Origin of the sequence: Luteibacter sp. Sphag1AF (genome assembly GCF_014192715.1) — a bacterium.
Taxonomy (GTDB): Bacteria; Pseudomonadota; Gammaproteobacteria; order Xanthomonadales; family Rhodanobacteraceae; genus Luteibacter.
Map to the genome: position 1 here is coordinate 73,219 of NZ_JACHYH010000009.1, position 18,087 is coordinate 91,305.

12 protein-coding genes are annotated in these 18,087 nt (G+C 63.9%); 2 read left to right on the top strand and 10 right to left on the bottom strand.

The features are described from left to right. Window positions 1–116: 116 nt before the first annotated feature. On the bottom strand, window positions 117–764 hold the full coding sequence (locus FHW69_RS17160; RefSeq protein ID WP_183424327.1) for a hypothetical protein: 648 nt from the start codon (window positions 762–764) through the stop codon (window positions 117–119). Window positions 765–945: 181 nt separating this feature from the next. Here FHW69_RS17160 and FHW69_RS17165 point away from each other — a divergent pair, with 181 nt between their 5' ends. Further along, window positions 946–2,154, top strand: a complete 1,209-nt coding sequence (locus FHW69_RS17165) for a hypothetical protein (protein ID WP_183424328.1) — start codon at window positions 946–948, stop codon at window positions 2,152–2,154. An 8-nt stretch (window positions 2,155–2,162) separates the two neighbouring features. Here FHW69_RS17165 and FHW69_RS17170 read toward each other — a convergent pair whose 3' ends face one another. Together FHW69_RS17170 and FHW69_RS17175 are read right to left on the bottom strand one after the other, a co-directional pair. Next, window positions 2,163–2,555, bottom strand: a complete 393-nt coding sequence (locus FHW69_RS17170) for a hypothetical protein (protein ID WP_183424329.1) — start codon at window positions 2,553–2,555, stop codon at window positions 2,163–2,165. After that, window positions 2,552–3,913, bottom strand: a complete 1,362-nt coding sequence (locus FHW69_RS17175) for an MFS transporter (RefSeq protein ID WP_183424330.1) — start codon at window positions 3,911–3,913, stop codon at window positions 2,552–2,554. Before FHW69_RS17175 ends, FHW69_RS17170 begins: the two co-directional genes overlap by 4 nt. 112 nt (window positions 3,914–4,025) lie before the next feature. Between FHW69_RS17175 and FHW69_RS17180 the strand changes: the two genes are divergently transcribed. Next, window positions 4,026–4,919, top strand: a complete 894-nt coding sequence (locus FHW69_RS17180) for a LysR family transcriptional regulator (protein WP_183424331.1) — start codon at window positions 4,026–4,028, stop codon at window positions 4,917–4,919. Between the two features lie 60 nt (window positions 4,920–4,979). Here the strand turns inward: FHW69_RS17180 and FHW69_RS17185 are convergent, their stop codons facing one another. The 7 genes from FHW69_RS17185 to FHW69_RS17215 form a co-directional block, all read right to left on the bottom strand. Next, window positions 4,980–5,666, bottom strand: a complete 687-nt coding sequence (locus FHW69_RS17185) for a hypothetical protein (RefSeq protein ID WP_183424332.1) — start codon at window positions 5,664–5,666, stop codon at window positions 4,980–4,982. Between the two features lie 323 nt (window positions 5,667–5,989). Then, entirely contained in the window at window positions 5,990–7,132 is a 1,143-nt protein-coding gene (locus FHW69_RS17190) for a serine hydrolase domain-containing protein (protein WP_183424333.1), read from the bottom strand. A gap of 162 nt (window positions 7,133–7,294) precedes the next feature. Further along, on the bottom strand, window positions 7,295–7,687 hold the full coding sequence (locus tag FHW69_RS17195; protein ID WP_183424334.1) for a VOC family protein: 393 nt from the start codon (window positions 7,685–7,687) through the stop codon (window positions 7,295–7,297). Between the two features lie 35 nt (window positions 7,688–7,722). Continuing rightward, window positions 7,723–8,058, bottom strand: coding sequence for a low molecular weight protein tyrosine phosphatase family protein (locus FHW69_RS17200; protein WP_183424335.1), 336 nt, complete (start codon window positions 8,056–8,058; stop codon window positions 7,723–7,725). 25 nt (window positions 8,059–8,083) lie between these two features. Next, the gene (locus FHW69_RS17205; RefSeq protein ID WP_183424336.1) at window positions 8,084–9,565 is read right to left on the bottom strand and encodes an alpha/beta hydrolase-fold protein; all 1,482 of its coding nucleotides are present in this window, start codon (window positions 9,563–9,565) and stop codon (window positions 8,084–8,086) included. A 95-nt stretch (window positions 9,566–9,660) separates the two neighbouring features. Next, entirely contained in the window at window positions 9,661–10,620 is a 960-nt protein-coding gene (locus tag FHW69_RS17210; RefSeq protein ID WP_183424337.1) for an LD-carboxypeptidase, read from the bottom strand. Between the two features lie 99 nt (window positions 10,621–10,719). Then, window positions 10,720–18,087, bottom strand: coding sequence for a YadA-like family protein (locus FHW69_RS17215; RefSeq protein WP_183424338.1), 7,368 nt, complete (start codon window positions 18,085–18,087; stop codon window positions 10,720–10,722).

Genomic DNA, 18,087 nt, shown 5'->3' on the forward strand with positions numbered 1-18,087 from the left:
CGAATACATGCCCCGGGCGCCGCCGGATGCGACAAGCCCGGATGCGGCCTCCGGAGCCTACTGACGACAGGCCCGATCTGTCCATAGATGGGCCGACGCGTTCCGCAAGGCAGGCGTTACAGAAGAGCTGCCAGCACCTTCCGCTGGAACTGGATCAGGTAATCATCAGCGGCCAGCCCGTACGACTCGCGCACGTTCTGTTCGGAGAACATCTGGATGATGTGAGCCCCCGTGCCGCTGACCGTGACCACCGCAGGCTCGGCCTGCCCCTGAATCTCGATGCGCGTCTGAATCCAGGCCTTCATCTGGTTGGTCCATGTCAGCGCGCGGCCGAAATTGACGGGCACGTACGTCCAGAACTCCTCCACCTTCACCGAAATGGTCGGAGTGCCAGCCGGGGCCGAGGTTTTCGGCACGACGATGTAGCCGTTCTTGCGCAAGCCGGTCGTGACCAGATCGCGCACCCAGTCCTGTACGGAGTCACCCTGCTTCAACATCACGATGAAGTTGCCGTTGCCGCCTATGGCCGCCGAACGACCCGGAACACCCAGCTCCGCCTGCGCAGAGGCGTCAAGGCGTTCGCGGCTCGACTCGGGCAAGGTCGCGAAAGCGCGCCCATCCGTGACTTCGGCGATCACCACGTTGCGACCGCCGCCGGGCTGATCGGCAACAGGCGGATTCATCGCCATGCGCGTGGTGTGCAGGCCGCACCCGGCAAGGCCTGCCAGTACGAGGGTGACAACAACGGTCCTGATTATGCTCATGGCATTCCTTCGGTGAGGCGCCGGAGGTTACACCACGCACCGGAGGAAGTTGACCTGTCCAATGGCACCCTTGAACCGCCGCCTTGCGTACATTTCCGGGCATGTCTCGCTGCCCCCGGCCAGCGGCGCGTTGCCGTAAAATCGGCGGCTACCCACGAAGCCCCGGCAGGACGCGCCCCTGATGAGCTCCACTGTTGCAAGCCGCACCGCGTCACCGTTCCTCATCTTCGCGCGACTGTGGGGCTGCCTGCCCAACGGCATGCGACGCGCACTGGTTCCTTTTGCGATGTCCCGCCTGATGGTGCTGCTGATTTTCGCCGCCGTGCCGCTCATCGCGCAGGTGCCTGTGCAGCAGTGGGGACACGATGACTCGACCACGATCAAGCTGACCGGCAGTTCGATGTCTGACGGCCTGCGTCGCCTGTCGCAGGCCAACGATGCCGCGTGGTATTTCGGCATCGCGAAAGATGGCTACGAGCAACGCGCCTTCGATACCTCAAAACAGGCCAACTGGGCTTTCTTCCCCTTGCACCCGCTTCTGTGGCGAGCCGCAGCAACGGCAACCGGCGAGTGGTTCTGGTCTGGCGTGATCCTCGCCAACCTGCTGGCATTCGCGGGATTGAGCATGCTGTGGCAGCTGGCGCTGAAGCTCACCCAGTCTGCGAAGGTCGCCGATGATGCCGTGCTGTTCGCGTCGTTCTGGCCATCCAGCTATTTCATGATGCTGCCGCATACCGAGTCGCTTTTCTTCGCCCTGGTCACACTGTCGTTTCTGGCCGTCTATATCCAGCGCTGGTGGCTGGCGGGTCTGGCCGGCATGCTCGCGGGCGCCACGCGCTTCAACGGCCTCTTTCTGGCGCCTGCCCTTTTCGTCAAATGGATGAAGAGCGAGCGGAGATTTCGCGATCTGATGACGCTGGCGCCCATCGGCTTGGGCATTGCTGCCTTCATGTTTTACCTGTGGACGATCACCGGCAATCCGCTGGCCTTCAAGGATATTCAGGTCGCGTGGATGCGGGAGCTGAAGGCACCGTGGGTCGCGCTGCTGGACTACACCTCGCGACCGTCGCATATCATCGTGCCGTGGAATCCGAAGCTGCTGCATTTTCCGATCACGGTGTTGGGCATCGTCAGTGCAGTGACCTGCTGGAAGCGCGGATGGCGCGGACTGGCCGTATTTACCGCGCTGACATTGCTTGCTCCTCTGGCCACCGGCACGCTGATTTCCATCACCCGCTACCTCGGCGTGGCACCGGGCGTGTACATGGCGCTGGCGGTATGGAGCGAGAAACATCCGCGCTTCGGCCAGCTGTGCCTCGCGCTGTTTGCCATTGCCATGGCGCTGCTTTGCACACTATTCGCCGCCGGTATCAACGTCGGCGGCGCATAAGCCGGCAATCAGACCTCCGCTGGCGTTTCCTGCAGCGCCAGCCATCGCAATGCGCCTTCTTCCGTCCGCATGAAGATGGCCAGCGCCTCGCGAGCAGATGCCGCGCCCATGCCATCGTGGATCTCGCGATAACGCACCACCAGGCCATCGTGCGTGGGAGCGACCAGCGTCAAAGCGTCGATGCCGATGCGCAACCCGGGCCGGCTTCCATGCGCTCCCGTGAAAAACATGGACAGCGCCGCCTTGTTCAACCGGATGCCGCGAATGCCCACCATGTGGAAATCGTCCGAAAAGCGCTCCAGCAGTGAGCCAAGAGCCTCCGCAGGTACGCGTCCGTTGAACCAGTCTTCCAGCATGTCGTGAAGTACATGCACTTCGTGTACAGCGTCGGGTGTTGTCATGTGGGATGCTCGTTGAGGGACAAAGAAGCAGGTGGCAGGCGCCAGATCAGCAGCATCGGCAGGAGGGTCAGTGTGCTGGCCAGCCACAGCGTCAGCGCGAACGCGGCCTGAGCCAGGCTGACCGACAGCACGCCAAGCACGCACGCCAGCACAGCAGCCACGAGACAGAAACTCAGTTGCCGATTGATATTCCATAGCGAACTGCCCGCCAGCATCTCGTCAGGGGACAGTCGTTGAAACGCGAGTATCTGCGCGGTGCTGCTGCACAGGCTTCCGCCGAGGCCCATCAGCACAAAGGCAAACGCCGCAAAAACAGGCTGCGCAGCGCCAACCCAGGGCAAGGAGGCAATCCCGGCCGACTGGAACAGCATGCCGAAAGTCAGCAGAACACGCGGCCCCACGCGCGTCACAACATGGCGGGTGATCGCAATCGCCACGGCAGACGCGCACGCCCAAGGCACCATCAGCATGCCGATGGCTTCAGCGCTGTAGCCCAGCTGATGCAGGCGCAGGGTCGCCACCAGTTGCGTGCCGATGAAGGTGCCGGGCACCAGCAGGTAGATCAGCATCGCGGTGCGCAGTGATGCGTGACGCAACAGCGACCATTGCAGCACCGGATGCCTTGCACGTGCGGATGCGCGCGCATAACCCAGCAGAACCACGGTCGCGGCGACGGCCGCTACGACGCCAGCAGGACGACTGGCCGCGTCGGTCAACAGACTCAGGGACACCAGCAGCAAGCCGATGCCGAGCGAGCCCAGCAGCAGTCCGGCGACGTCCAGAGAGAAGTCCTGCGACGGGCGTGACTCCGCGCGTATCCATGTCGCAGCAAGCGCCAGCGCAGCCAGCCCGGGTGGCACGCTGACCAGCAGCACGCTACGCCAGGAGCCGGCCGTTACCAGGAAGCCGCCCAGCGTGGGTGCCAGCGCCGGCACAAGCAATGCAACTGCCATGATCCGCGCGGTCATGCGCGCACGATCAGCAGGCGGGCAATGGCGGTAGGCCAGCGCCTGTCCCACGGGAATCAACAGACCGCCGCCCAGGCCCTGAAGAAAGCGCCATCCGATCAGTCCGGTAATCGTGGAAGCCTGCGAGGCAAGCAACGCACCCAGCGTGAAGGATGCCAGCGACACGCACAAAAGGCGCCGCTCGCCCCACCGCACCGATAGCCACAGCGCCAGCGGGATCACCAGCGCCAGCCCCAGCATGTACGCATTGCCGACCCAGGCCAGTTGCTGCACGGAGGCGCCAAGATCGGTCGCCATGGCCGGATATGCGACATTCGCAATGAACATGTTGATGAGGTCCAGCGAAAACCCCAGCAGATACAGCGCTTCCACTTTGAACCGGTATGTCATTGCACTATCCGCCACATCAGGGGGCGATAGCGTGACCGGCCTAAACGTCTTTATATACGGGACGTTCGGTGCAAGACTGTCAAACAAAACTTGACAGTGAGGCGTGCGCGCCATGGTCAGCCTGGATCGCTTCGATACCTTCAAAGCCATCGTCGATGCCGGCAGCCTCACGGCCGCCGCGCAAACCCTGGGGCAGAGCAAGGCCGTGGTGAGCTTCAACCTGAAGAAGCTGGAAGAAGAACTCGGCGTCACCCTGCTCGTACGAAACACGCGCAACCTGTCGCTGACCGACGCCGGCGAGCGCTTCTACCAGCACTGCCTCACACTCCTGGCGGCTGCCGAACAGGCCATCGACGATGCCCGGAGCGAGCACGTGCAACTGCGGGGCACCCTGCGCCTGACCACCACGCCGGAGTACGCGCAGGCCAGGGTCATTCCGCTGCTGACCACCTTTCAGGCCGCCCATCCCGCGCTCCAGGTACACCTGTCGACATCGCCTGCCCACGCCGACCTGATTCCCGAGCGCTTCGATATGGCCATCCGTCTGGGTCGGCTGCAAGATTCACAGCTGCGCGCCACATTGCTGGAACAGCACGCGCTGCTAGCGGTGGCGGCACCCGCGCTGCTGGCCCGGCTTCCGGACAACGCTTCGCGCGACGACATGGAAGCGATCCGCACCCTGCCCCGTATCGGCTATCCCCGACTGGCGGATATTCCTGTCGTTGCGCCTGATGGCACGCACGACAATATCCCTGCCAACCCACCTCAGGCCGTTGTCTCGGTAGACAACGCGTCCACGTTGCGCGCCTTCGCGCTGGCCGCAACGGGCGTGGCCATCGTGCCCGAATGGCTGGTGCACGATGATCTGGCGCAGGGCAGCCTTCAGCGCGTACTGCGGCGCCACACGTTACCCACTCAGGGCGTACATGCCGTTTTTCCCAACGTGGCCCATCCGGCGCGCAAGGTGCGGCTGTTCCTCGAACACCTGCGCGAACATCTTCAGTAGCCTCAACACGCCGTACTACGAAAGAGCCGCCTGCGTTGACGAATGCCTGCGGACAGACGTTCAGGCGCAGGCGCGCGCGGCGCGGATTTCCTGGTCGCGCTGTTCCATCAGCAGGTCCAGCCGGCGTGCCGCCTCAGCCAGCATGTCCCCCCCCACGGGCAGCGCTTTCACGACCGCGTTGATGGCATTCATGACATCGGCGTCGCGATGCTCATCACCCTGACCATCGCGAACGGCGTATTGCACGCGCTCGACCAGACGCCTTACTACGTGCCGGCCATCGTCATCGCTGGCCAGCGGCGTGGCCACCCACAGCTGCGACGCCCATTGCGAACGGGCGTCGAATGTCACCAGATCCCGTTGTGCGGTTGTCTGCGCGAACGTGCCGGTCGCCGCGTGCATCAGCACCCAGCCGAGAGCCAGCAGGCAATACCAGAAAAAGACGCAATCCCACGCTGGGGCAGCCAGCTCGGAGAAGCCCGCAAGCACGCCGCCCACGGCAACAAGAAGCAGTGATGCCGTCCACGCGCCAGCGGCCCCGGCGAGCCAGCTCGTGCTCACGCGATGGGCCTGCCCGGACGTGGGCAGCAGAAAAAGCGGAATGCCGCCAACCGACAACACGAGCGTCACGGCAGCGGCCACGGATGACGAATTCCAGAGCTTCGCAGGCACGGCCACGGCAAGCACAGCAGCCACAGTCATCCCTACCACCACACCAGCAAGGCGCAGCCAGGCAAACGATTTCACAGCGATACCTCGAATCCGAATCTTGCGTGCCAGTCCCTGTGCAGGTGAGCATGCACGGCAGCAGCCCGGGTAACCCCCAGCCGATGTCGTGACCATCTCCCCTGACGACCCGCCGCTGTCGGTCCCTTCGCTCCGCCCCCTGGACGGACACCGTGTGGCGCGTTCAGGCCACCGCATCAGGCTCTACGACAGCAAAGCCGAGGCAATCATGCCTGCTCGCCTGAGCGCTCGCAATAAAAAATGAGACCTGCGTCTCATTTTTTATTGCACTGACGGGCCTCAAGTTTTGCGCATCCTTGCCGCGCTATCCGGGCACCGGGACATCACGGCGCCCCGGGTGCGCCGCGCAGCGACGGCGCGTAGAGGTAAAGCAGCTTTTCCACCAGGTCGCCCGGCGAGGAGGCTTGCAGGTTGGTCAGCACGATCACGGTCAGGTGTTTGCTGGGCACGGTCGTCACCCAGACGGCCGCGCCACCGCCGGATGAAACGGTCAGCGTGTTGTTCACCATGTATGGCATGACCGCGAGGCCGAAGTCGCCTTTGCGACCGTCCCGCAGCGCATAGGGTTGGGACATGATGGCCAGTGTGGCCGGCTTGATGACTTTGCCATTCCACAGCGCCAGCTCCCACGCCGTCAGGGCATCCAGATTGCCGCTCAGTCCAGCGGCAGGCATGAGCCATCCGGGTACCACTTTGGAGCCAAAGGCGTTGATGCCCGTTGTGGAATACACCGGCCGGCCTTTCGCATCCAGCTGCAACTTCGACCGGTCGGCCGTAGGTTGCAGCGCGGTATACAGCGAAGCGCGGCCGGGAATCACCGTCCATCCATCGCCCCACCGCATGCTGGTGATACCCAGCGGCCTGAGCAAGCGTTCGGTGATGTAAGTCTGGTAAGGCTCGCCACTTACCCGCGCGATGATGTCGCCGAGCAGCATGAATTCCGTCTGGTTGTAGACCGTCGCCTCGCCGGGGGCTTTTACCGGCTTGTCTGCCAGCAGCTTCAGCAGATCGTCGCGCGTGCCAGCCAGTGGCAGCACGTTGACGTCGTCTGGCGCGTCGCCGTCCGGCAAGCCGGAAGTGTGTGCCAGGCACTGGCGAATGGTGACAGGCGCCCAGCGGGCGGGAAGCTCGGGCAGGTACTTTCGCACCGGATCATCCAGCCCGATCTTGCCCTGCTCCACCAGCGACATGATCGCCACGCCGGTGAATTCCTTGGTCGTGGAGGCCAGCGTGTAGAGGGTCTGATTCGTGGCGGGTACGGCGAGTTCGACGTTGGCCACGCCCCAGGTTTTCTTGAGCACAACTTGCCCATCCTGGATTACGGCGACGGATACGGCAGGCGTACCATGTTTCGCCATATCGTCAGCAACAACCCGGTCTACATCCGCAGCGACAGAAGTGGGTGGCGCCGCGATAACTTGCGCCGACAGCAGCAACGCAGCAACACTCAACGAGAACCTCAACATGCCCCACCTCCGCACCACGCGACGATTCGCGCAGCCTGAGGTTACGTACGGCGCATGCGTGCTGCGCCTGCCGGAAGTCGCCGTGACCTCTGGCATGAGCGCGCGCCGGCGGTCATATCGGGCAACAGATACCCTTTCATGGCAGGGTCTGTACGCAGAATCTCAGGCCACGTGTTCGCGAAACTGCACGACGTTGCCTTCCGGGTCCAACCCGTCGCATACGCGGTGCCCCTGAAACGTCCACTCTTTTTCTACGCCGTTGAATGCGCCGCCGTGCGCCAACGCCGCATGGCGTGACGCCGCAATGCTTTCAACGAAGAACACGAGTTTGAGCGGCGTGTTGTCCCGGCGCCGGGGTGGCACCTCGATGTCGATTTGCCCCGCCATCTCCGCGCTCACCCTCAGGATCACCAGCTGAAACGATGCCGCCTGAAGAACGACATGATCGTCTTCCACGTGCTGCGCTTCGCATCCTGCCGTCGCTTCATAAAATGCCTTCAGCGAGGTTACGTCCTTCGCGTAGAGCACGGCACCTGCGTGGATCTTGCCTGACATCAAATGCGGTTCCTTATGGGGATTGACGATGTGGGTTAACGCGGTACCGGAAGAAACCCCGACACCTTGGTCTTCAGCAACTGCACCAGCACGGGGTCCATGAAATCGTAGTCATCCGGAATGCCCAGGCAAATGACCCGCTTGCCGTTCAACGACGAACGAAACTTTTTCGCCAGCTTGTTGCGATGCGTATTTTCCATCACGAAGATCAGGTCTGCCCAGCCAAGCAGCTCTGGCGACACTGGTATGTCGGCGTCGTTGCCCAGGCCCGCCGATTGCGTCTCCACACCCGGCCAGTCTGCAAATACCTGCTCGGCCGTCGGGCTGCGCAGGCGGTTTTGCGTGCAGATGAAAAGTACATGGCGCAACAATCAGCACTCCATCAGAAGTAAGTCGTCACAGCCGCATAAGCGGCGGCATCACGGGTTCCTGCGTGCCGGATACATACTGGAACACGGTCACGCTATTCGCAGCCGTGCCACTCTCGTGGTGAAAATCAACCGACAGGGAATGCACACCCGCCTTCAGCGGAAGCACCAGCCAGTCACCGTGCTCGGCGGGGTGAACGTCATACGGCAGGTAGCGCTTGCCATCAATAAGCAGCGTCGCCTTGTCGGTGCCTTCCAGAAGGAACAGATGATAGCCGTCCTCCTTCACCACAAAATCGCGATCCGCGTGAGCCACGAAAACAGCAGGACCAGGATGGTTGATATCCACCGTCTCGCCCGCGCCTTCTTTCAATGGCTTCGAATGCGATGACCGGGCACCATCGAAAATGGCGTAGCGCCACGCCGCCGGCACACGTGATGCGTTGCCACGTCCTGCAATGGCTTTGCCGGTCACCAGATGATGCGCAATGTCCTGGTCGTAAATGCCCTTGTTGGACATCAGACGGAAGCGGGTCTTTTCCGGAACAGACACCATCGCGGTCAGTTCCATGCGCGCCGATTGTTTACCCGGTTGCGTGCCGTCCGTGGTGTACCGGATGTCTTCGTCTTCGGACGCAAAGCCCACGGCGATGGGCTTGCCGGGCAGCACGATGCCGCCGAACGGATCAAGATGGATGGGCGCCTGGCCGTAGCCTTTCCACGTATAGCGGAAGCCGTCGTAGGTACCTTTGAACTTGATCGAACTATGCGTTTCGTCCGCGTATTGCACCACCTTCCACGACAGCTCCTTCGGCGCCTTGTCGCGAAATACCGGTTCCAGCGCGGAAATGCCCATGTCGTCGTAGCCGCGGCCGCTTCGGGCCGCAATGTAGATGGCTTTGCCGCGAACATCCATGGTGGGGAGCTTCTGCGCAAACGCGACGAGCAATCCTTCCTTGTCGGCCCAGACGGAGGGATCGAGGATCACGTATCCACCAAACAGGGACGGGTCCGTGGCCAGCGCATACAGGGCAAACGTGCCGCCCAGCGAATGGCCGTGCAACGTGCGCACGCCATTGGAGGGAAAGTGCGTGTCCACATACGGCAGCACTTCGTCGCGCAGGAAGACCAGAAACACATCAGCCTTTCCGGAGCCGGCCAGCTGCGGAAGAGCTATCGGCGTGAAGTCGCGATTGCGCGAATCGCCTGCGGGGGTGTCCCTGTTGGGAAGGCTGACCACGATGGTGGGCTGCATCAGTCCCACCTGGGTCAGAAACCCCGTCACGTTCCTGACCAGCGGGCCGTTGGAGGCACCATCCAGGACGTACAGCACTTCAAAACGACGCTTGGGCTGTTTTGCAGCCTCGTCGGGCACCCACACATCAAAGGCACGGGATTCGTGCAGCACCTTCGATTCGATCTCCACGTGTACCGGTTTGGCTTCTTCAGCCATCGCCACCATCGGCATCACGGCAAGCACGCCGATCACCCGGCCGATCCATCGCTTCATGCGCATTCCCACAGATTTCCCCAGCCGGACACGTTCAGTCCGCGCAGGCTAGCGCATCCGGAGCCTCACTCCCATGTGACAACCGGGCCAGTAGGTCAGCTGGGAACCGCGCGCGGCAGCGAAGGCTGGCCGGCGTAGCGGTAGTTGGTCATGTCCAGCGTGGCCGTGCCGTCGATCACTTCCAGCACCGCATGAGCGCCAAAAGGCAGCGTTGATTTCTCAAGCCCATGGCCCACGCTGATACCGCGCAGGAACGGCGTGGCCGTGCCCTGGGATACGCGGCGAAGCGCGTGATCGCTGTCGTAACCGTTGTCGTATTCGCTGATGCGCTGACCACCGAGATTGCCAATCAGCACGGCGCGCTGAGCGTCAAGCACGCCAGCAAGCTTCAGCTCGAACAGCATGCGCTCGATACGGAAAGCATGCTCGCCGCTTTCTTCCAGAAACAGGATGCCGTCGTCGATGCACGGGAAATACGAGGTGCCCAGCAGGCTGCAAATGGCCGAAAGATTGCCACCCCACAGCGTGCCCTCCACCTTCAGGTCGTTCACATCTTCCGGAAGCTGCCATGCCACCTGGCTGGTGGGCGACTGTACGGTCTGCCAGAAGTGACGCCAGGTGGAGTCGCGCAGAAAGCCCGCACCGAAATCGCCCGCAAGCATCGGGCCATGCATGGAGGTGAGGCCGCAGCGCGTATAAAGCGCAGCCTGAATCACGGTGAAATCGCCGTGGCCCACCATCACGGTGGACGATTCCTTCATGCGCTCGCGGATGCCCGCGTAATCGAGGCGGTCCAGAATCGCAATGGCGCCGTAGCCGCCGTGCGCCGCAAGCACGATATCGGGCACGGGCCGATCAGGATCGGCCAGTGCGTTGATATCGGAGGCTCGCTGCTCATCGCTGCCTGCAAAGCGCAGCTCAACGCGGTCCACCGTGCTGTTACCGGTCACATGATGTCCGGCGGCCTCAAGACGCTCGATAGCCCGTTGGCACGCCGTACGGTCTTCCGCATATCCCGATGGCGCAATGATCCTTATGTCGAATCGCTTTGGCATGGTTACCCTGTAGATCGCTGAGCTAACCAATACGCTTCCTGCTCCGACAAGGCAATCAAAATTTGCGAAATTTGTTTTTTCTGCGGCTACCTGTCGCGGCTACCATTCCATACCTGCGCCAACGCTGAAGCCTGCGTCACCGCGTGAGTTTGCGGTTCCGCTTACCTTGTAAACCCAGCCGCCGCCATCGGATACCGTAGAAAGACCGACGGCGATGCTCGATTCGCCCCGGAACGTTCCGCCCGCTACTGCCGCCATATTCCGGCCGGGGGTCATGGCCTGCGGCAGGCCCGCCATCGCCATGGCCGAGGCCACGCCTGCGCTGGCCCGCGAGTTGTTCCGCTGGATGTCCTGGTTGAGCGAACCCACGCGCTGGTCGGTGTAGCTGCGCGACCAGTCCATCGCCTGGCTCACCTGCCCCACGTTGGCCGCATCGGTGGCCGATGTGCCGGGCGCCACGTTGTGAATGGTCGTGGTGGTGGTTCCGCCAGGACCGCCCAGCGTCATGCTGGTGTAGTCATTCGCGCCCGTGGGCGTCGTGTCGTAGTGCGCCGTGCCGTTCTGGGCGGCGGTCAGCTGGCCGACGTTCACCGCGTCGGTCGCCTGCGTGCCGGCCGCCACGTTAGTGATCTGCCGATTGTTCTCGGCCGTGCCGACAGATACTGAATTGGCCCGGTCGGCGACCGACCCTGCGCCTACCGCCACCGAGTTGCTGGCGGTGGCCTGTGCACCGTTGCCGATGGTCGTGGAGTTAGCACCCGAAGAGGATGCACCCGCGCCCGTCGCCACGCTGTTGCCGCCTCCGGCCGTGGCCGCGCCCAGGCCGTTGGAGTCATTCACCGCCAGACCCGTCGTGTTGCCGCCGGACGGATTGCTCTGTAGAGCGAGGATGCTGTTGTAGAGGGAGGTGTTGCTGAAGGGGTTGCTCGTGTCCTGGGTCCAGCCGAACAGCTGGCCACCATTGATGGCATCCAGGCTGCCGCTGGCAATCGCCCCGTTGGCCACATTGGACAGCCGCACCGAGGCCCCGCCGCGGTTGAGCGTAGCCGTGGAATGGGACATGTCGTCGTACTGGATCGCCAGACCGCTGAGGTTGCCGATCTGCGCGTCCACCGCACGAAGCTGGCGCACGTTCACCGCGTCAGTATCTTCGGTACCACCCGCCACATTGGTGATCTGGCGTTCGGCACCGGCCGAGCCCACCGACACCACGCCCTGCGCCGGGATGGCCACACCGCTGAAGAGTTCCACACCAGTACCGGTGCGATTCGCGACCGAGCCCGTACCCAGCGCCACCGAGCCTTCGGTGGTGGCCTGGCTGAGATTGCCCATCGCTACCGCGCCAACGGCCTGCGCTTGCGCGCCACCGCCTGCCGCCAGGGCGCCATTGCCCGTTGCCACCGCACCATCGCCGATGGCCGTGGCACTGGCTCCGGTCGCATTCGCTTCACCACCTACTGCAAGCGCACCGTCGCCAGCGGCCACCGATTCGCCACCCAGTGCAACCGCATCGACGCCCGTCGCAGTGGCTGCGGCTCCGGTCGATGAAACACTCAGATACGGCGTCGGCGTTCCTGCCGAGATGCCATTGATCCGCGCGTTCAACGCGCTGATCGAGTCATCCACCGAGGTAAACGCGGATGCCGTGGTGTTGTAAGTGCCCGGCGTCACCACGCCCGTGGGCGAAATGTTGCGCAAGGCCATGACCGGTCCCTGGAACGTGCTGGTCAGCGGATCGAACGACGCACTGCCGCCGAACGCCGTGACCATCGCGTTGTAGGCAGCATTCAACTGGCCACCGTTCACCGCGTCCAGGCTGCCGGCAGTCAGGGCGCCATTGCTCAGGTTGTGCATCGCCACCGAACCCGTGCCGTTACCCAGCACCACCACGTTGGCCGCGTGACCCGTGCCGTCGTCCTGATAATGGACGTCCAGCGCGTTCATGGCGGCGGCCTGATCGCTCACCGAACGCAGCTGTGCCACGTTGACGGCATCATCGTCCACCCGCCCGGCGGACACGCCACTGATGGTACGCGTGCCGATATTCACTTCACCCAGCGACGTCTGCGGGGCCGTGAGGCCATAGGCGAGATAACCCAGCTGTGCGCCAACGGTCGTGGCCGAACCGGAGCCCAGTGCCACACTGTTGGCGTTGGAGACCGTCGCACCACCGCCAATCGCCACTGATTCGGCAGCCGTCGCCGCGCTGGCCACCCCGGTCGAGTTCACCTGCACGTACTTCGAGCCGGTGGTGTACAGCGAGCTCAGGCGCGTGTTGACGTTGTTCACCGAGGTGTTCATCGCACTGAATGCCGTGCCGACCGACGTGTAGTTGGCCGTGCTGGCGCTGCCGTCCGAAGTCACGCTGGTGATGGCGTAGCTGGGTGCCGTAAACGTACCGGTCGCCGGATTGAAGGTAGCTCCGCCGCCAAGCGACGTGGCCACGTACGTATTGGCCGCACTGAGCTGCGAGCCGTTCACGGCATCGGTGCTTGTGGCAGCAAGGCTGCCGGCCGCCACGTTGTGAATGCCCACCTCACCCACCCCGCTTCCCGTCAGCGTGATGTTGTCGGTCGGGTTGCCTGCTCCATCGTCGTCGTAACGCACCGCCAGTGCGCTCAGGTCACCCACGCTGGTGCTCACCGAACGCAGCTGCGCCACATTGACCGCATCGTTGTCCAGACGTCCGGCCGACACACCGCTGATGGTGCGTGTGCCGACATTCACTTCACCCAGCGAGGTCTGCGGCGCGACCAATCCGTAAGCGCTGTAACCCACCTGTGCACCCACCAGCGTCTGCGAACCGGCGCCCAGCGCCACGCTGTTCGCGTTGGATGCCGAGGCGCCTGCGCCGATGGCGATGCCATCCACACCGGCCGCCGTGCTGGCGGCTCCGGTGGAATTGATCTGCACGTACTTCAGGCCGGTGGTGAAGATCGAATTGACCCGCGAGTTGACGTTCGTCACCGAGCCATTCACCGCACCGAACGCGGCATCCACGGTCGGATAGTTGGCAGTGGTCGCGGTGCCATTGGGCGCCACCGTAGTGATCGCGAAACTCGGTGCCGTGAAGGTGCCGGTCGCCGGGTTGAACGTCGCGCCGCCACCCAGCGAGGTCGCCACGTAGGTGTTGGCTGCGCTCAATTGCGAACCGTTGACCGCATCGGTGCTGGTGGAAGCCAGGCTGCCGGGCGCCACATTGTGGATGCCCACGGCGCCCACGCCGGTGCCCGTCAGGGTGATGCTGTTGCTGCGGTTGCCGGTGCCGTCGTTGTCGTACAGCACGGCCAGCGCGCCCAGATCACCCACGCTGGTGCTCACCGAGCGCAACTGCGCCACGTTGACGGCGTCGTTATCCAGACGACCCGCCGAAACACCACTGATCGTGCGCGTGCCGACGTTCACCTCACCCAGCGACGTTTGCGGCGCGACCAGACCGTAAGCGGTATAGCCGGTTTGCGCACCCACCGTCGTGACCGAACCAGCGCCCAGTGCCACGCTGTTGCCGTTGCCGGCGATGGCGTTGTGGCCGATGGCGAGGCTGTCTGCTGCCGACGCATTGGCCGCGCCACCGATGGCGATACCTTCCGCTCCTCCCGCCGAACTTTCTGCGGCAACAGAGTTCACTTTGACGTAGGCCGAATCAGAAGCGCTCAGCAGATTGATGCGCGCATTGACGTTGCCCAGCGACGTATCCACCGATGCAAACGCATTGGCCACGGTGCCGAATGTACCGGGCGTCACGGCGCCTGTAACGCCGATGCCGTTCAGCAGATACGAGGGCGCGACGAACAATCCCGTGCCTGCATTGAACCCCGCGCCGCCGCCGAGATAACCGGCCAGCGTCGTGTTGGTGGCATACAGCTGCGCGCCGTTGATGGCACCGGTACTCGATGCTGTCACCGCGCCTGCAAGTACATTGTTCAGACCGACCGCCCCCACACCCGAACCGGTGAGGCTCACCGAATTGAGCGGGTTGCCGCCGCCATCCACGTCGTAGTGCACCGTGATCCGGCCAAGATCATTCACGGCGGTGGTCAGCGAGGTATTCACGCCGGCCAGCTGACCGACGTTCACGGCATCGCCCAGCGCACTGCCCGCCGCCAGCCCCGTGATCTTGCGCGTACCCACGGCCACTTCACCCAGCGAGTTCTGGAGACCGGTCACGCCGATGGCGTCGTAGCCGGTCTGCGCACCCACACTGGTCACCGCACCGGCACCCAGCGCGATGCTGTTGTTGTTGGCAGCGGTGGCGCCTGCGCCAAGCGCGATGGAATCCACGCCTGTCGCCACGCTGGCGACACCCGTGCTGTTCACCTGCAAATACTTCAGGCCCGTGGTGTAGAGATTGGTCACCCGCGTGTTGACGTTGCCAAGCGACGTGCCGATACCCGTGAACGCGTCACCCACGTTGCCGAAGGTGCCTGCGGTGACCGTGCCGTTCGCCGCGATGGTCGGCACCGAAAAGGTCGGCGCCGTGAATACGCCCGTCGCGCTTACCCCGGCACCGGCACCGAGATATCCGGCCAGCGTCGAGTTGTAAGCGAAGATCTGTGCGCCATTGATCGCATCCGTGCTGGCCGCCGTGACCGCGCCCGCCGAGAGGTTGCCCAGCCCGACCGTGCCCACACCCGTGCCAGACAGCGTGACGTGATTCAACGGATTGCCGCCACCGTCCACGTCGTAATGCACGGTGATGTCGGCCAATGTGTTCACTGCGTTGCTCACGCCGGTCAGCTGCGCGACGTTCACGGCATCGCCCAGCGCGCTGCCCGCCGCCAGCCCCGTGATCTTGCGCGTACCCACGGCCACTTCGCCGAGCGAGTTCTGCGCGCCCGTCACGCCGATGGCCGTGTAGCCGGTCTGCGCGCCCACCGAGGTGACCGCGCCCGCGCCCAGCGCAATACTGTTGTTGTTGGCAGCCGTGGCGCCTGCGCCCAGCGCGATGGAGTCCACGCCCGTCGCCGCGCTGGCGACACCTGTGCTGTTCACCTGCAAATACTTCAGGCCCGTGGTGTAAAGGTTGGTGACTCGCGTGTTGACGTTGCTGAGCGACGCGCCGACCCCCGTGAATGCATCGCCCACGGTACCGAACGTGCCTGCGGTCACCGTGCCGTTCGCCGCGATGGCCGGTACCGAGAAGATCGGCGCCGTGAACACACCCGTCGCACTGACCGCCGCGCCCGCGCCCAGATACCCGGCCAGTGTGGAGTTGGAAGCGAAGAGCTGCGCGCCGTTGACCGCATCCGTACTGGCCGCGGTGATGGCGCCCGCCGTGAGATTGCCGAGCCCTACCGTGCCCACACCCGTGCCCGACAGCGCAATGTGGTTCAGCGGATTGCCGCCACCGTCCACGTCGTAATGCACGCCGATGCGCGCCAGGTTGGTGACCGCCGCGTTCACGCCGGTCAGCTGCGCCACGTTGACGGCGTCGCCCGGTGCGCTGCCTGCTGCCAGCCCCGTGATCTTGCGTGTACCGACGGCTACCTCACCCAGTGAGTTCTGCGCCCCGGTGATACCGATGGCGGTATAGCCCGTCTGTGCACCCACCGAGGTCACCGCGCCCGCACCCAGCGCAATGCTGTTGGCGTTGGCGGCTGTCGCGCCCGCACCCAGGGCAATCGAATCCACGCCGGTCGCCGCGCTGGCGGTACCTGTGCTGTTGACCTGCAAATACTTCAGGCCAGTGGTGTAGACATTGGTGAGTCGCGTGTTGACGTTGCCGAGCGATGTATTCAATCCACCGAAGGCCGAACCCACGTCGGAGTACGTTTGCGCCGTGACGCCACCACCCACCGCGATGGTGGGCACCGAATAGGTGGGCGCGGTAAGCGCACCGGCCACACTCACGGCCGCGCCGCCACCGAGCAACGTGGCAACACCCTGATTCGCGGCGCGCAACTGCGTGCCGTTCACACCATCAAGGCTGCCTGCCGCCAGGGAACCCGCCGCGAGGTTATGCAGGCCGACCGGCCCGGTTCCAAGACCCGCGCCCAGCAAGGTGAGCGAATTGGTCGGCAGACCGTTGCCATCGGCGTCGTACAACACGCCCAGCAGATCCAGCGCAGACACGCTGGCCATGGCGCCTTTCAATTGCAGCACGTTCACGGCGTCGTAGTTGTCGGTGCCCGCGGCCACGTGCGCGATCTGGCGCTCGGTGCCCGTAGCACCCACCGCCACCGCGCCAGCGGATGTCTGAGGCGTGCTGAGCCCGTATGTGGTGTAACTCGCCAGGGGTGCGCGATCAGCGACGGAACCATTGCCCAATGCCACGCTGTTGAGCGTGGAGGACGTCGCGTTAGCGCCGATGATCGTCTGCTTGTCGTTCGTGCCACTCGCGCTGTCACCGATAACCACTGAGTTGCCCATGCGCGTGGCGAAGGCATTGGTCGGCACGCCGGACGGATTGGTCGGATCGTTGCGCGACGTGCCAGGGAATGCCACATCGGCGGAAACCGCCGGGAGCGTGTGACTTGCACCGCGCCCGATGACCACTTCCTGCGACCCGTTGGCAGTGGCCTTGTCGCCCATGATTACCTGGTTGTCCTGGGCGGGGTTCACCGCCCAGCACCGCGCGAGGGGAATGCCCAGAAGGCTCGCGCAATCGGCAGACCATGCGGGGGAGCCGTTTGGCAGGAGTACAGAACCCAGGAGGCCCGACGAGAAGCCGTCCACGCCCCGGTTGATGTTGGTGATGTAACTGTCGGAGGTAACGCCGCCAACCAGCGTCAGATGCTGGTTCTGACCGAGCGCTGTTCCGTTGATCGGCTGGGTGAGGCCGAGGAGATTCACGCCCGTATTGATCGAACCGATGCCCAGGCTCTGGTACGCGCCGGTGACATTGACCGTAGCGAGCCTCTGCGCACCATTGCTGAGGTAGTTGGTGGTGGGGTCGAGCAACGTCGTCAGCACAGGATTCAACGTGCCGGTCAGAGCGCCCACCAGTCCACCCGTGCCGATGAACGTACCCGCGCGAACCGCCTCGGCAGGAAGCGGATAACGCGGATCACCGGGGCCGATAAGCGAAGGCGAGGCCATGCCGCTGACCAGCGTGGCATTGGACATGTCCGAGCGCGAAGCACTGGAACTGAGCGACGAATGCATGGACGCGGCGGGCGCTGACCATGCAGACATGGCCGCAGCCTCCGCGATGGCTGTCGTGCCATCGGTGCTCCTGGCGGCTTTCGAGTCGTCGTCTGTCGTCGTGGTTTCGCCGGATGCTGTGACCTCCGCTTCTTTCCTGGCAGCAGCCTCCGTGGTGGCGGTAGCAGCCGGCGCGGCAGGGACTTTGGTGTTGACGGTCACCGCTTCGGTGCCGGCAACGGTACCGCCGACAAACACGCACAATGCCGTTGCAAGAATGCGCAAGGCGGTCGAGACGTGTTGACGACGAACATCCGCATGCGCGGACAGGGATAGGCGCGCAGCACGCATGCCGCGTACAAAACGGTTCTTGATGAACTTCAT

Coding starts and splice junctions, on each gene's coding strand:
- FHW69_RS17175 (WP_183424330.1), bottom strand. CDS start 3,913: ATGACATACCGGTTCAAAGTGGAAGCGCTGTATCTGCTGGGGTTTTCG.
- FHW69_RS17195 (WP_183424334.1), bottom strand. CDS start 7,687: ATGTCAGGCAAGATCCACGCAGGTGCCGTGCTCTACGCGAAGGACGTA.
- FHW69_RS17165 (WP_183424328.1), top strand. CDS start 946: ATGAGCTCCACTGTTGCAAGCCGCACCGCGTCACCGTTCCTCATCTTC.
- FHW69_RS17190 (WP_183424333.1), bottom strand. CDS start 7,132: ATGTTGAGGTTCTCGTTGAGTGTTGCTGCGTTGCTGCTGTCGGCGCAA.
- FHW69_RS17180 (WP_183424331.1), top strand. CDS start 4,026: ATGGTCAGCCTGGATCGCTTCGATACCTTCAAAGCCATCGTCGATGCC.
- FHW69_RS17205 (WP_183424336.1), bottom strand. CDS start 9,565: ATGAAGCGATGGATCGGCCGGGTGATCGGCGTGCTTGCCGTGATGCCG.
- FHW69_RS17215 (WP_183424338.1), bottom strand. CDS start 18,087: ATGAAGTTCATCAAGAACCGTTTTGTACGCGGCATGCGTGCTGCGCGC.
- FHW69_RS17160 (WP_183424327.1), bottom strand. CDS start 764: ATGAGCATAATCAGGACCGTTGTTGTCACCCTCGTACTGGCAGGCCTT.
- FHW69_RS17170 (WP_183424329.1), bottom strand. CDS start 2,555: ATGACAACACCCGACGCTGTACACGAAGTGCATGTACTTCACGACATG.
- FHW69_RS17210 (WP_183424337.1), bottom strand. CDS start 10,620: ATGCCAAAGCGATTCGACATAAGGATCATTGCGCCATCGGGATATGCG.